The organism is Paenibacillus hemerocallicola, from assembly GCF_006265175.1.
GTDB classification, from domain to species: Bacteria; Bacillota; Bacilli; order Paenibacillales; family NBRC-103111; genus Paenibacillus_AB; species Paenibacillus_AB hemerocallicola.
This window is the reverse complement of the sequence record NZ_VDCQ01000021.1, coordinates 71917-87008: the sequence shown is the minus strand read 5'-3', so window position 1 is coordinate 87008 and position 15092 is coordinate 71917. Positions and strand designations below refer to the sequence as shown.

11 protein-coding genes are annotated in these 15092 nt (G+C 56.7%); 1 reads left to right on the top strand and 10 read right to left on the bottom strand.

Features of this window, described 5'->3' with window-relative positions:
• Positions 1-90: 90 nt before the first annotated feature.
• Positions 91-2202, bottom strand: coding sequence for a multicopper oxidase family protein (locus FE784_RS16565; protein WP_139603332.1), 2112 nt, complete (start codon positions 2200-2202; stop codon positions 91-93).
• Between the two features lie 176 nt (positions 2203-2378).
• Entirely contained in the window at positions 2379-3713 is a 1335-nt protein-coding gene (locus FE784_RS16560; protein WP_246132057.1) for a hemolysin family protein, read from the bottom strand.
• Positions 3714-4013: 300 nt separating this feature from the next.
• Here FE784_RS16560 and FE784_RS16555 point away from each other — a divergent pair, with 300 nt between their 5' ends.
• Positions 4014-5153, top strand: a complete 1140-nt coding sequence (locus FE784_RS16555) for an AI-2E family transporter (protein ID WP_139603331.1) — start codon at positions 4014-4016, stop codon at positions 5151-5153.
• A 26-nt stretch (positions 5154-5179) separates the two neighbouring features.
• Here the strand turns inward: FE784_RS16555 and FE784_RS16550 are convergent, their stop codons facing one another.
• The 8 genes from FE784_RS16550 to FE784_RS16515 all read right to left on the bottom strand — a co-directional run bounded on the left by FE784_RS16550 (position 5180) and on the right by FE784_RS16515 (position 14986).
• Positions 5180-6640, bottom strand: coding sequence for an HD-GYP domain-containing protein (locus FE784_RS16550; protein WP_139603330.1), 1461 nt, complete (start codon positions 6638-6640; stop codon positions 5180-5182).
• 97 nt (positions 6641-6737) lie between these two features.
• Entirely contained in the window at positions 6738-7733 is a 996-nt protein-coding gene (locus tag FE784_RS16545) for an acrylyl-CoA reductase family protein (RefSeq protein WP_139603329.1), read from the bottom strand.
• Between the two features lie 43 nt (positions 7734-7776).
• Positions 7777-8040 (bottom strand): hypothetical protein, encoded by a 264-nt coding sequence (locus FE784_RS16540; protein ID WP_139603328.1) that lies wholly within the window; start codon positions 8038-8040, stop codon positions 7777-7779.
• A gap of 86 nt (positions 8041-8126) precedes the next feature.
• Positions 8127-10595, bottom strand: a complete 2469-nt coding sequence (locus FE784_RS16535; protein ID WP_139603327.1) for a S1C family serine protease — start codon at positions 10593-10595, stop codon at positions 8127-8129.
• A gap of 80 nt (positions 10596-10675) precedes the next feature.
• Positions 10676-11995, bottom strand: coding sequence for a GerAB/ArcD/ProY family transporter (locus FE784_RS16530; protein WP_139603326.1), 1320 nt, complete (start codon positions 11993-11995; stop codon positions 10676-10678).
• Position 11996: 1 nt separating this feature from the next.
• The gene (locus FE784_RS16525) at positions 11997-12236 is read right to left on the bottom strand and encodes a hypothetical protein (RefSeq protein WP_139603325.1); all 240 of its coding nucleotides are present in this window, start codon (positions 12234-12236) and stop codon (positions 11997-11999) included.
• Positions 12229-13422 carry a Ger(x)C family spore germination protein gene (locus tag FE784_RS16520; protein WP_176706277.1) on the bottom strand — a complete coding sequence of 398 codons (1194 nt, stop codon included), beginning with the start codon at positions 13420-13422 and terminating at the stop codon, positions 12229-12231. Before FE784_RS16520 ends, FE784_RS16525 begins: the two co-directional genes overlap by 8 nt.
• Positions 13397-14986, bottom strand: a complete 1590-nt coding sequence (locus tag FE784_RS16515; protein ID WP_139603323.1) for a spore germination protein — start codon at positions 14984-14986, stop codon at positions 13397-13399. The genes FE784_RS16520 and FE784_RS16515 overlap by 26 nt, the downstream gene beginning before the upstream one ends.
• Positions 14987-15092 lie beyond the last annotated feature (106 nt).

Below are 15092 nucleotides of genomic sequence, written 5' to 3'. Positions count from 1 at the left end.
ACCGGCCTGCCCGCACCAGATTCTCTTAGGACAACAATACCCGAGAAGTGTAATCGGAATGTTTCGCTCATTTGAAGAAGTTGTAAAGCTTCACTCGGGATGGTTGCGCGTCGCGCTCCCGACCATGAACGGGGTCGTAACCCCCTCGTACATCAAATGCATCGTCATCCCGGCCGCCGCATGCTGCAAATTGTGGCAGTGATCCATCCAAATGCCGGGGTTGTCGGTCCGGAACGCCACCTCGTACGTTTCCCCCGGGGCCACATCCAGCGTATCCGACCACCAGGGACTTCCGGTGATCCGCACGCCGTTGCGCGACAATACCAGCATATGATGGCCGTGCAGATGCATCGGATGGTCTACCGAGCTTCGATTGACGATCGTCGTCTTGACCTGCTCCCCTTCCCGGACGACAAACATCGGCGTATTCGGGAAAACCGCCCCGTTAATCGTATCGTATGCCGAGAACGCGCCATTGTAGAAGCCGAGCTTGTTGTCCAATATCATCGTAAATTCGCGATCGAATACGCTGTCCGCATCGAAAGGAGTAGACGCGGGACTTCCGTAATGCTGCGGCTCGAAAGGTACGGTGGCCGGGGTGGGAGGTAAGTCTCCCTTTCCGTCCGGGCTCATGAACAGACCGAGCCCCTCTCCTGCTCCGACCTCCAAATAGACGGGGCCGTCGGGCATCGTAAACGCGACGTCGTATCGTCCGCCGGTCAGCAGCTCCAACCGCGTGTTCCGCAATGGGCCGGGTTTGTTCAAATCGGTCCCGTCGATGGCGGCTACTTGAAATTCGGTGCCGATGACCGTATACGTCTGGCGCACCCAGTCGTCCGTATTGATCAGCCGCAGCCGCACCGGCGTTCCGGGAGCGATGGCGAGGCGCTCGATCGTATCGGATGCGCCGATGGCGAAGCCGGCCCTTTTCCATACATGGGTAATCACCGTGATGTCTTTCAAGTCTTTGTATCCCTGCCCCTTCGGCTCCACCACCAGCGCGCCGAACAGCCCCTTCTGAACCGCTTCCTTGGAATGCTGGTGCGAGTGGTACCAGAACGTGCCGACCTGCTCGGCGCGAAATCGGTACGTGTGCGTTTCTCCGGGCATGACGGCGTTCTGGGTCGCCCCCGCCACGCCATCCTCGGCATTCGGCACGTCCAGTCCGTGCCAATGGATAGTGGCGCCGTCTTCGATGTCTTTGTTGATCAAGGTTACCTCGACGAGCTCTCCTTCCTTCATGCGAAGCTCGGGACCCGGAATTTGCCCGTTGTACGTCCAAGCGTCCACTTCCTTGCCGGAGCTGAGCCGCACCGTCTTTTTCTCCGCCGTCAGCGTAAATTGGCGATCCGGCTTGCCGCTTTGCGGTCCTGTCAATTCCGTAACGGACACCGTCGGGGCTGCGGACGAAGCCGGCTTCGCCGCTGCATGCGCGACGTGGTCGTGATGTCCTCCGCCCGCGGGTACGATCCCTCCGCCATAGTCCGCTATTCCGGTTCCCATGTCCAGCTCTGCCGGCAATCGGCTGTCATTCATGGCTGCAATGAAAAAGGGGGAGGCAACGGCTCCGGCTATAATCAGCACGCCGACATTGCGCAGGGCTCGAATCGGCCAAGAACGGAGCACCAGGACAGTGTCGGGCCGGCCCGCTTTGGCCGCGCGCCTATGGTGCGATCCCCACAGCCCGATACACAGAAGCGCATAGATTCCGACAGGAACCGCGACTGCGGGCCAGTCGAACGGAATGGGGGGCACCAGGGCGAAATAAAGTGTCGTTAACGCCCCCAACGCCAGCATTTGAAATGGTGCCGCGACTTCCGGCTTGGATGCCCGACTGCGCTGCTCGGCTGCGACAGGCTCTGCGGAACCTCTCGCAATCTCCTTTTGCAAGCCCGCCAGCCTCGGCACCGAAACGAACCATACGAGCAGCGTCGGAAGCGCTACCAGCGGAATATGCAGCGCCGCCCGGTCTACCCAAAAGATCGGCTCCATTCCGACGATCATATAGACAATGCTGCCGACGATCGCGCAGACGGCGACCGATACGTATCCGGCCCACCACAGCAGCTTGCGCGATCGGCTGCGCAGCCGATCGGCCGTGCCGCTGAACGCAAGCTTCGAAGCTTTGCCTCCCGCTATTCCCGAGATCACCAGCAGCAGCGCTATAGCCGCCAGCTCTATGGACACAATGGTTCCGTACACTTCCAATTCCCCCTACAGTTCATCTTGACGACTACATTGTACCGTGCGGTCCGGCCGGATCGACACAGTCGCAGGTTGTGACGTCTCCCGGTCCGCGGTCGGGGCCGTCGCCGGCATTCGGACAATAAAAAAACAGCCCGTGCATATATCGCACAAGCTGTTTGCAATATCGTTTATCAAGATACGACCGACATGACCTCGTTCTCATTATCCGCGACCGTCTTGCGGACGACCAAGCGGGAGACGCGCATATGGTCGACTTCCTCGACGATCATTTCGTAGCCCTTGAACTCCACCCGCTGATTTTTCTTGGGCGGGATTTCCACTTGCGAATATACCCATCCGCCTATTGTATCGTAATCATCCGTAACGATGTCCAATCCGAAATAATCGTTGAACTCTTCGATGTGAAGCAGACCGTCCACGGAATGCGTAAGTTCGTCTTTTTTCTCGATGCTCGGTCTTTCTTCGTCGAACTCGTCGTGGATTTCCCCGACAAGCTCCTCCAGGATGTCTTCCATCGTTACGAGACCGGATGTTCCGCCGTATTCGTCGATCAGCAGAGCGACTTCCGTCCGCTTTTTCTGCATCAGCTTCAGCAAAGTGCTGATGGGCATCGACTCCGGGATACTCATGATCGGCCGGACGATCGATCGAATGGTTTCGAGACCGTCTCTCGATTTCAATATATCTTTAATATGGATAAATCCGATTATATTATCTTTGTCAGGGTCGCACACCGGATAACGCGTCCGCATTTCCGCAGTGGCGATCTCCATATTTTCGTCGAAGGACCGATCCGCATACAGACAGGCAAGCTCCGTACGGGGAATCATAATTTCTCTGGCGACGGTTTCCGTGAATTCGAACACGTTGTCGACCAGCGTCAGCTCCGTATTGTCGATGAAGCCGCCTTTATGGCTTTCCTTGACAAGGAGGCGAATTTCTTCTTCGGTATGCACCACGTCATGCTCGGATTCCGGTTCGATGCCGGACTTGCGGAGCATCCAGTTGGAGGCGCCGTTCAATACCCAGATGAACGGATACATGACCTTGAAGAAAATGATCAACGGTATTGCAGCCCATAGCGTGACCGCTTCCGATTTGCGGATCGCGTAGGTTTTGGGCACTTGCTCCCCGACGGTAATATGAAAAGAGGTAACGATAGTAAATCCGATAATAAAGGCAATAATATGAATGAAGCTGTCCGGCATGCCCATTCTGCTTAGAAAAGGCTCGATGATGCGAGCGATCGTCGGTTCTCCCAACCAACCCAGCGCGAGAGACGTAAGCGTAATGCCAAGCTGACAGGCGGATAAGTAGGCGTTCATGTCGCCCAGAATCCGGCTTGCAAATTTCGCCCTAATGTTTCCCTCCAGGGCCAAAGCATCGATACGGCTGCTGCGCGCCTTCACCATGGCAAACTCCGCGGCCACAAAAAAACCGTTCAGCAACACCAAAACTAACGCCAAGGACAAATTCAGGATTATCGGACCAGGGTCACTATCCAAATAATTTCCTACCCGCCTACCTTGAGGCGGACAGGTACACCTCCCTTGATATTAAAATATATCCTCTATTATAAAGGAACGTCAGTGAACATCAAAGGTCCGCACGGGGTCTAATTGGAGCATATCCGAACAAAATGTCAGATAATTAGCCGAAAACAGTTTATTATTTAATCTTTATTCGGTATTCCTCCTTCGCATAACCGTTGATTTTTAGAAAAGTGTGTCAATTCCCGGATATCGGGCTAAACATAAGAGTGAAGAAAGCGGTGAAATCGCTTATCGGGAGGCGTTTGACTAATCGTGGACAACCATACGGTGTGGACGGAACGGTTCAAAGCATTTATTTTAAACAACCGGTTTGTGCTCAGCTTGCTCGTCTTGCTGTTAATCGGCTTGAACATACGCGTCTTCTCGACGATTCCTTACGTATTCCTGCCTTTGGCCGCATTGGTCAAAACGGTGTTTCTCCCCATTTTGCTTACCGGCGTCGTCTTTTATTTGCTCAATCCGATCGTCGATATACTCGAGAAGAGGGGGGTGCGGCGGGTTTATTCCATCCTCATTCTGTACGTGCTGATCGTCGGCATTATAGCACTCCTGATCACGATCGTCGTTCCTTTTATTCGCGGGCAAATCGAGAGCCTGCTCGATAATTTTCCGAGATACAGCAGGCAGGTGGAGCTCCAATTCGAACAATTCGTCGGAAGCGGCTTGTTCGGGCAATTGCGCGGTACGCTCAACTTCAACCCGATCGATTATATAGAACGGGCGACAGGCCAGCTGTCGAAATTCGTGAATAACGCATGGACCAGCATCGGCGCAGTCGTAGGAGCGGTGACAGAAGTCATTTTGTCCATCTTGACGGTGCCGCTCATCTTGTTTTATTTGCTCAAGGACGGCAGGCGGCTGCCCCATTACTTGCTTCAGTTCGTGCCTACCCGGCTTCGCGGACAAACGTACCAAGTCATGTCGGAGATGAATCACCAGATCAGCTCTTACATCCGCGGCCAAATTATTGTCAGCTTCTGCATCGGCATGCTGCTGTACATCGGCTACCTGGTCATCGGACTGGACTATTCGCTCGTCCTGGCGGCTTTTGCCGCTTGCACGAGCGTCGTTCCCTACTTGGGGCCCGTAATCGCCATTACGCCCGCCCTCATTATTTCCATTGTCACTTCGCCGTTTATGCTGCTGAAGATGGTCATCGTCTGGACGATCGTCCAGCTCGTGGAGGGCAAATTCATATCCCCGCAAATAATGGGCAAAAATATGCATATTCACCCGATCACCATTTTGTTCGTCATATTGACGGCGGGCAAATTGTTCGGCATTTTGGGTGTGATTCTGGCCATACCGGGCTACGCCGTTCTGAAGGTCGTATTCGTGCACCTATTCCGATGGTTGAAGACGCGCTCGCGGCTATACGAGCCTCAGAAGTAGACTCCTGCGACCGCCGGCCGCGTGCCTCATATCGAAACGCCGCCCGAAGCCGCCACTGCCGCCGGCATGCCCCCCTCCTGAATCATTCTGGCGGGGTATTGGTATACTTGCGGGTCCCGCTCGCAGAGCCGCGTCCACGCTTCCACGCAAACCGGATCGAAATGGGTTCCTTTATGCTCCTGCAAAAAGGCGATCGTCTCCGCGTGCGACCGCGCCTGACGATAGGAGCGGTTCGAGGAAAGCGCGTCATATACGTCCGCTACGGCGATGATCCGCGCAAGCAGGGGAATTTGCTCCCCTTGCAGCTTGTCGGGGTAGCCTTTCCCGTCCCACCGCTCGTGGTGCGATCTTATAATTTGCAGCTCTTCCTTCATGAAGCCGAGATTCCGGCACAATTCATAGCCTTTGACCGGATGCTGCTCGATGACGGTCCGTTCCTCGTCGGTCAGCCTGCCCGGTTTGTTCAATATCGAATCGGGGACGTTGATTTTCCCGACATCGTGCACGATCGCCCCTTGCGCCAATGCCCGCAATTGCTCCGGAGACGCCTGCATTTCCTCGGCGAGACGAAGCGCGTACATCGTCACCCGGAAATTGTGGCCGGCCGTATACGGATCTTTCGTCTCCGTGGCCAAAATAAGCGCCTTGACGCTCGGGGAGATGCTGTTCGTAATTCTTTCGATCGGGTCCTTCGTAAACAGCGCTTTCATGGCGCCCGAGATCGATTTCTTCGACGCATATTGCAGCACGAGCCCTATGATCATGACCAGCATGGAGGCCAGCAGCAGGAAATGGTACAGCCACCAGCTGAGCATCCACGTTTTGCCGGAGACCATAATCAGCTGCGCGGCGATTAGCCATCCGGAGCTATACACGATGGATAGCTGCAGAGGAAAGCGGGAATACCGGTACGATTGGTAATACCGGTACATCGTTATCAGATTCAGACCGATGGTGGTCACGGTAACGATCGCTCTGATCGGATCGCGATTCCATGGGACGAAGCTGACCATATCCGGGAACAAAATGCCGATCAAGGCGAAGCAGCCGAGAGCGACGGTCCAGACCGGGACCAGAACATGTTTCCAACGGGATAACCAGGCTACGATAGGATGATCGGACGACAAGGAGGATAGCGATAGCCACAGAGCCGCCAGGAGCACGCTCAGCTGCGCGGATATTCCCGGCAGCGAGGAAGGACTCATGACGAGTCCGGGCGTAGAGAAGCCATGGACGGTGAACATTTCGGCGAGAGAGATAAAGGCCAGGGACAAAAAGCTGATCTCGATGTTCCGCAGCCGGCTACCGGCGATGCCCACCATCAAGGCGATAACGGTCGCAAGCAGCGCGACGGAGCTGACTATGTAGAAATGCCCGTGCGGATGGTTCATAGAGACGTCGAGGGAAGACCAAGTCCGCAAATACTCGAACAGCAGCAGCGGAATCGCAACGGCAAGCAGAGGCCCGACAAATCCATGGAATTTCATAGAACGCTATCCCCTTATCGGTTAGGCATATAGGACTATTTTACCACAACCTCCCGGTATGCTGGCTAGTGCCTGCCCGCCGCAATCCGGCAAAAATTCAACTTAATTTTACCAGAATCCGCCCCTTCAGCTCTCCTCCGATAATCGAAGCGAGCGAATTCTCGAGCCCATCGAGTCCCACTTCGCCCGCGATCAGCCGATCATATCCGTCGGCAGGTCTCCATTCCCGCGCCAGCCGCTGCCAGATCCGCACGCGAACCTCGTGAGGACAACGGACCGAATCGATGCCCACCAAGCTGACGCCTCTCAAAATAAATGGAAATACGCTCGCCGGCACGTCGGTACCGCCGGTCAACCCGCTAACCGCGACGGCCCCTCCGTAATGTACGGCACTTAGAAGCCCTGCAAGCCCGGGTCCTCCCACCGGGTCGACGGCACCCGCCCAACGCTCCTTCTGCAGCGGCTTGCGAACCGCTCCGGCGATTTCGTCCCGGCCGAGCACGCTCGTCGCTCCGAGCTCCCGCAAAAAGTCCGCCGCATCCGCCTTGCCCGTCCCGGCAGCCACTTCGTACCCCAGCGAGGCCAGCAGCGCTACCGCCATACTGCCCACGCCGCCGGTCGCACCGGTAACGGCTATCGGTCCCGATCCAGGAAGCACGCCGTGTTCCCGCAGACGCTCGATCGATAGGGCGGCCGTAAACCCGGCCGTCCCGATAATCATCGCTTCGCGTTGGCTCAGTCCGACCGGCAGCGGCACGACCCAGTCGCCGGGAACGCGCGCCACCTCGCTATAGCCGCCGAAATGGGACACGCCCAGCCCGTAGCCGGTAACCAACACGCGATCGCCCGGCCGAAACCGCCCATCCGCCGATTGCTCCACCGTACCGGACAAATCGATGCCCGGGATGAACGGGTATGCGGTCACAATTTTCCCGTCTGCCCGGACTGCGAGCCCATCCTTGTAATTGACGCCGGAATAGGCGACCCGGATCGTCACTTCCCCGGGAGGCAGATCGTCCTCCGTAATCGTCCTGACCCGGGTGATGCAGCGCTCCTCTTCCTTCTCGACGAATAAAGCGCGAAACGTTTCCATTCCCTCGTTCCTCCCGTCATCTTTGCAGTATAGCGTGCGCACGTCACCGGAGCTTGCTCTTCGCCGCTTCCACCAATGCGTCGAACAGCTCGTCGTCCTCCTCGAGCCGCTTCTCGGCAACTTCGATTTCCGCCTCGATGCCGGATTCCTCGGTGAAATTCAAGCTGTAGCTCCATTCGTTGCCCTTCTTGCTCTGCAGCGTGATTTCATAGCGGGAGCGCTGTCCTTCCAATATAAAGCGCACTTTGCCCAGATAGCCTTCTTCCTTGCTGTATACCATTTCCGCATCGTATATTTCCCAATTCATACGAATCCCTCCTCATGCATGGTTGTGGAAGCTAGAAAAGCAGGGACTCCCCAGGGCTCTTCGCTCCGGGAGAACCCCTGCTCGTATCAATCCGGCGCGATCGACCGGAACGCTTGCTCCAGTCGGCTGGCGTTCGCCTCCGTATTCGCCGCGTCTTCCAGACGCATCGTCACCGTATAGACGATATTGCCTTTGGCGAACACGTACACCGTTTCCTTATAAGGCGCTTTTTTCTTTTTGTACTCGACATCGAATTTTTTGGCCGGCTGTTCGAATACCGTTGCATCGGTACTTTCGTATTTGAATTTGTTGTCGTTCTCGGAGCTTTTCTTGTAAGACTGCTCCAATTCCTCCACGACATCGTCCATCCGGGCACGATCGTCCGATTCGATTTCGAACATGCCGCCGGTAAACGAGTAGGCGACGTCCTCCTCGCCTTCCGACCCGTAGTATGCGGATGCGGATTCCCAGGTTTCCGGAATTTTCACCGAGTATTTGTATTTCTCGTTGCGCAGGGTGACCGTCCGATCGGGATCAAGCAGCTCGTGCTCGTCTTGAATAAAGCCGAGGCTCGTATTGATATCGTCCTTGGAGACGGACAAGGATGCCTTGAATTTGCGGAGGAAATCCTCGAGATCGGCCCCTCCGTCCTGCTCCGAGTACGTCACGTCGATCTCGTACTTGTACTTGTCCTTGATGAAGTAGATCGAATGACGGGTCTCCCAATCTTCTCCCTCTGCCGCCGAATACCGGTTTTCCTTCGCGGAAATTCCCCCGTTCAGCTCGAACTCGTGCCAGCCGACCATTTTGCGGCTTCCTTCCGCGTAGCTGTCCGCGAACCGTTTCTGCTCGCGCTCGGTCCAGGCATCCAGCGTATCCCCGGAGGATGCGGATGTAACCCGGAATGCCGCCTGCACCGTATGGTCCTTGTTGGAATAGGACGGTTCGTCGGAGTAGGCGTCCTCGCTCCAGTCGGTCGGCAGCTCGAACGTCAGCCCGTATTCGTTCGTATACGACGTATCGCCGTCCTTGTAGACGGATATGTCCTTCAACGCCTCGTCGCTCGCGTCGAACGTCAGCCGGAAGCTGTCCAGCAAATCGAGATACGTGTTTTGCTTGAAGCTGTTCTTGTAGTTTTCTTCGCTTTGCACGTACAGGAGCGCATAATAAATGTTGCTGCCTTTCAGAAAGGCTCTGGTCTCGTAATACGAGCCCGACGACGTTTTGCCTACGATCTTCGCGTAAGAGCCTTCCCCGCGGTCCACGTACTGCTTCTCCAGAACGGTATCGCCCGATTTGGACAGCGCTTTGCGGATCAGGCCGACCGGGGACAGATCCGTGCTCTGCTTCTCCTCCACGGTAACGCTCAGGGCAAACTCCCCTTTGGAGTCGGCGAACAAGACGTTATTGCCTTCATCGGTCTGCCGCGATTTGATCAGCCCGGCCGGATATTTCAGCGACCAGCCGAAATGGCTGTCCCCGATGCGGGTCTTGCCGCGGTCCGAGTCGATATAGGAGCCGTCGGACGACTGTACCCAGTCGGAGCCGCCGCTCGTATCTTCGCCCAATACGACTTCGCGGACTACCGTCTGGCCGCCGGATTTGAGCGTCACTTTCACCGTTTGCTTGGGCAAATATTTTTTCATCAGCTCATTGTATTCGATGATCGTCTTGATCGAGGACTGATCGAACTTGAGGAGCGTATCCCCTTGCTTGATGCCCGCATTGGCCGCCGGGGAATCGGGATCGACATAGGCGACCCGCAGCTCCTCCTGCGTCGGCAGGCCGACGACCGCCTCCCAGCTTTCTTCCAGCTCTATGCCGAGATAGGGCCGCATTACTTTGCCGTATGTAAAAAAATGATTCAACACATATTGGACCGTATCGACCGGAATCGCAAAGCCGAGACTGTCGATCGAGTAATCGACGAACTTCATCGTATTGATGCCGACCACTTTGCCTTTCATGTTGACGAGCGCGCCGCCGCTGTTGCCGGGATTGATTGCAGCGTCCGTCTGCAGCAGCTGATATTTCGAATTGACCGCCCGCTCCAGTCCGCTGACGATGCCCACCGTAACGGAGTTGCGCAGGGCGAACGAGATCGGGGTGCCGATCGCGATGACCGTCTCTCCCACCTTCACATCGCTCGTGGCCGCGAATTCGGCCGGCTTCAAATTCGTCGCTTCGATTTTGACGAGCGCCAAATCGCTTTCCTCATCGAAATGCGTCGTTTTGCCTGGATACGACTTGCCGTCGGACGTTACAACGACAATGTTGCTCATATCTTTCACGACATGCGCGTTCGTCACGATATACCCGTCCGATTTGACGACTACCCCCGTACCGTGCGCCAAGTCAAACCGGTTGGACGGCTTTCCCCCATCCTCCCCGGGCTTGCCAATAACGGCGACGACGGACGATGTCACTTGTTGAATCACGCTCGGAATGTCGCCCGATTCCGCCGCCGAAGCCGGAGAAGCCCCTCCGAGGGCACTGATCAATCCTGCGATCAGCAGCCACAGGAGCGCCTTGCCCGGTAATGTTCCCCTTTTCATGCATTCGCTTCCTCTCTCCCCAAAACTAAGCCGTGCACTCTGAATCTATCATATGGGAATGAGAGGAAGCAATACCTATTCTACTGACCGCCCGCGGGCTTGCGGACGATCCGGTTCGCCCGCCAAAATTCGATCGCTCCGAACACGGCTACACCTACCAACGCCGCGGCATACGCCGCCGCCCCGAGTATCCCGTAAGCCTTATATACAGGTCCGGTATAGCACCCGATTCCGAGCGCCGCCAACGCCACTACAACCGACACCCAGCCGCCCGCTGCGGCAACCAAGCTTCCTTTCGGCCGTCGCGACCGTTTCCGCTTGCCGCGTTTCCGGATCAGCATGCCCGTCACGACGGGAACGAAAAAGCAGAGCTGGACAACGAGCGCTACCGGAAAAGCGGCATAGCTGCCGAACCGGTACGCCTCCATGACGCTTTTGAACGAAACCAGCGTCAGCATCAAGGCGAACCAGCCGCTCATCACATTGATCCCCCGCATTTTGCCTGTGCCGAGCATGGACGACAGCCCGGCCATGAAGCAGAAATAGAGCAGGATCATTTTCATCAGGTAGGACGGCATCCAAAATCCGAGCAGCAGCACATCCAGCCGGTCCAAAAAATCGGTAATATTGATTTGCTCCGACAACGTAAAGATCGGATACATCGCCCTGGCGGTCGTCGTCGCTCCCAGAACGGTCACATTCAGCAGCATAAGAACGGTCAGCAAAATCGTCGAAAAGACGATTCCGAATTTCAACGACACATAAAATTGCCGGGCGCTGCCCAAATAGTTCAAAAACGCCCCGAATACGAATATGTCGGCTGCCCAGCCGGCGCTAAGCGCCCCGCCCTTCACGATCACGCCGGGTCCTTGGGCGAGCATGGGCTGGAGGCGGCTCGGCTCGATCTCGTTGACCAGGAGAAAGGGCATTAATAGCTGACTGAGCAAAATAACCGGAAACAGCAAATTGACCGAACGCGAAAACTCCTCGAAATTTCCGGTCGCGTAATAAATCAGCACGAGCATGGCGGACAAGTATATAAACTCCGTAGGCGTCCGCTGCAACACCGACGTCCCGATAAAGTCGCCGAATAAGCGCAAATCTCGTACAAGCAAATGCATCACGTGCATAAGCACGATAACGTTCAGCAGCCTGCCCAACCATTTGCCGCAGGCGATCTCGCATATCTCGAACATGTTTTTGCCCGGATAGGCAGCCGCGAGCCGGTACAGCAAGTAAGCGACGAGCCAGCCGTACAGCATCGAGAACATGAAGTCGAACCATGCATCCTGTCCGGACACCATGGCCAGTGTCTTGAACAGGCTGCCCATCGCGCAGGCCATGCAAAGGACTGTGCTCAGCATAAAGAGCTGGTAGCCGCTGATTTGTTCCTTCGCCACGTCACGATCCCCCCTTTACGATCCGCTCCACATACGGGGCCACATACTCGCAGACGATGCGGGCCGGCATCGGCCATGCAAGGCCCAGCCAATAGAGGACGTACATCCCCGCGCTCGATACGGCCAATGAAACAAATATCCATCTTTGCGCGGCGGATAAGGACCGCAACGGCTTCCACTGCAGCGCCACGGTCATTCCGATGCCGATCCATACCAATACCGCGAATAACGCGTCATTCATCCGGCTGCTCCTTCGCGCCAACATTTTTGGAGAACATGCCGGTCCGGTTCACATTCACGTCTACTTGCACGCGAAGCTGAATTCGCCCGATGGCGTCGGGCCAGTCCGGCCCCCACTCTTCGCGCCAGCGCGAAGGATACGTCCGGCCGAGCAGCGCACCGAGACCGGGAATATCGCTGCGCTTCTTGCGGATGATGTCTCCCACGGCCGATATATCATTCGTAATTTTTTTCTCCAGCTGCCGCTCCAGCAGCTCGACATTTTGTCTTTCCTCGTATTCCCGGCTATCCGACGCCTCGATAATCGTTCCTTCGCCTTGCGCTTTGATTTTGTAATGGATGCTGCCGTCGACGAGATATGGCTTAATGGAGCTTTTGCCCCTGCGGATCGTGACGCTCGCGAAGCTATCCCCCACGCTTACCGTCTCCAAATAAGGCTTGAACGATTTCTTGAGCCACCGGATGCCGTTCGCCGCGTCCCCTTTGGCAATGCCGGCCATTTTGCCCCCCGACGTGTAGACGTATCCGCTAATTTGCAGCTCCTCGTTCGGCTTGTTGTTGCCTTCCGTTTTCACGGCCTCCACATACGGCAGCAGCGTGTCCTGGCCTTCTCCGCTCAGCTCGAGCGCGACATCCTTCACCTGTATCGAAATGGCCGCGTCGGACTTCAGCAGCTCCCGCAGAGCCTCGGTGGAGAAGCGCTCCAGCTTGGGCGCGGCATTCAGCAGTTCGTAGGCTTTTCCTTTGGACACCGCGATGTAGCTTGTCAAACGGTTCTCCGCCACCCGGCCGGCAATATCCATAATTTCCGTCAATCCGTCCTTGGCCGCCTCTTCCCCGATCAACAATACTTTGCGGTGACCGGAAAAGAGCCTGCGGGAAAGGCGGCTCTGCAGCTTCGTGTATGCCTCCCGCACCGTGCGGCCCGTTTCCGAATCGATCGTGTAAGGCCGGTTGCCGCCGCTGCCCCCGCCTCCGCCGGTCGCCCCGCCCATATTGCCGGGCAGCGGTACAAGTATGCTGACCCGATAGCCGTCTTTCTCCTTGTCGATGCCGCTTGCCAGCACGATGGCGATATCGTTCACCTCCGTCCGGTCCCAGCAGCCCGTAACCAGAACGGCAGCGACAAGCACAGCCGGCAGCATCATGCTGCGGCGCGGCTTACTTGTGTTGTTGCCCGGCTTCATCCCGATCCCCCGTCGCCTGTTTATTTCCGTGCCCGCCCGAGGTTTCTTCGCCCAATCGGGTAAGATTGGCCACATTGAGCGACAGCGGTCGCCGCTTCATCGTCCACCACGGTGCGCGAACGAGCGTATCCTTCAAATCGCCGAACGTCAACGGGCTCATGGGCGCCAAGTACGGGATGCCGAAGGAGCGCAGCCGGGCCATATGGCCGATGATGAGCATAATTCCCAGCACGATGCCGTATAGCCCGAATACGGAGGCGAGCAGCATGAGCGGGAAGCGCAGCAAACGGACGGAGATGGCGGCATTGAACTTCGGAATCGCGAACGAAGCGATCCCGGTAATCGATACGACGATAACGAGCGGGGCGGATACGATGCCCGCCTCCACCGCCGCCTGGCCGACCACGAGCGCTCCCAAAATGCTGACCGCCTGGCCTACCGCCTTCGGCAGCCGGACGCCCGCCTCGCGGAGCGCTTCGAACGACAGCTCCATAATAAGCGCCTCGACTACCGCCGGAAACGGAATCGCTTCGCGCGCGGCCGCTACGCTAAGCAGCAAAGTCGTGGGAAGCATCTCCTGATGAAACGTCGTTACCGCTATGTACAAGGCGGGTGTCGTCAGCGCGATTACCATGAACAGGATGCGAATCATGCGGAGCAGGGTGGAGATTTGAAATCGTTCGTAATAATCCTCATTCGCCTGCAGGAAAGACCAGAATGTGACCGGCACGATCAGCACGAACGGAGTTCCGTCCGTCACGATCGCCACCCGGCCTTCAAGCAAAGCGCCTGCCGCCGTATCCGGCCTTTCCGTGTACATGATCTGCGGAAACGGCGAATAGCCGTGATCTTGAATCAACTCCTCGATGTAGCCCGATTCCAGTATGCCGTCTATGTCAATCGCCTCGATTCGTCGCACGACCTCCTCCACAAGCCCGGGATCGGCCAAGCCGTCTATATACGTGACGACGATATCGGTATTCGTTTCTTTGCCGACGACCATCGGCTTCATTTTCAACCGCGGCGATTTGATTTTGCGGCGGATCAGCGCCGTGTTCGTACGCAGCAGCTCGGTAAAGCCCTCCCGCGGGCCGCGCACGGCCGATTCCGTCTCCGGCTCGGAAACGTTACGGTGCTCCGCCCCCCGCAATCCCATAACCAGAGCCCGGTCGTTGCCGTCCACGAGCAGAGCGGCATCCCCGCCCAACACCAGCTGCATCATTTCGCCGAAGCTGTCCGCTTCGGAAATTTGGGATACGGGCAAGTTGCGGTTGTGCAGCTCGTCCAGCAGGACGCGGTCGCCTTTGCGGATCATGAGGCTTGCGATTACGCGATCGACCAGCTCCGTATCGGACAACCCGTCGACATAGCAAACAATCGCCTTGATGCCGTTCTCCATACGGAATTGGCGTATGACGAAATCCGAGCTTTCCGCCATGATGCGGTTCAGTTCGTTCTCATCGTCCTCGATCTTTCCGCTGAAAGGCACCTTTTTCAACTGATCGATGTACAGATCGTCCTTGACCGGCTCCTTCGGCGAACCGCCCTTCGTTGCTCGGCTCATGCCCTCCCCCTCCCGGAAACAACAAGTCGTTTATACTTATGTTTCCAATTTCCCCGCCGGACTATGCTCCATACGAAAAAACGCCGGAACCATTTATGTTCCGACG

What these genes read in the sequence shown, in the direction of transcription:
- FE784_RS16520 (WP_176706277.1), bottom strand. Translation starts at nt 13,422, where the DNA reads ATGAAGCCGGGCAACAACACAAGTAAGCCGCGCCGCAGCATGATGCTG.
- FE784_RS16545 (WP_139603329.1), bottom strand. Translation starts at nt 7,733, where the DNA reads ATGGAAACGTTTCGCGCTTTATTCGTCGAGAAGGAAGAGGAGCGCTGC.
- FE784_RS16550 (WP_139603330.1), bottom strand. Translation starts at nt 6,640, where the DNA reads ATGAAATTCCATGGATTTGTCGGGCCTCTGCTTGCCGTTGCGATTCCG.
- FE784_RS16525 (WP_139603325.1), bottom strand. Translation starts at nt 12,236, where the DNA reads ATGAATGACGCGTTATTCGCGGTATTGGTATGGATCGGCATCGGAATG.
- FE784_RS16535 (WP_139603327.1), bottom strand. Translation starts at nt 10,595, where the DNA reads ATGAAAAGGGGAACATTACCGGGCAAGGCGCTCCTGTGGCTGCTGATC.
- FE784_RS16540 (WP_139603328.1), bottom strand. Translation starts at nt 8,040, where the DNA reads ATGAATTGGGAAATATACGATGCGGAAATGGTATACAGCAAGGAAGAA.
- FE784_RS16515 (WP_139603323.1), bottom strand. Translation starts at nt 14,986, where the DNA reads ATGAGCCGAGCAACGAAGGGCGGTTCGCCGAAGGAGCCGGTCAAGGAC.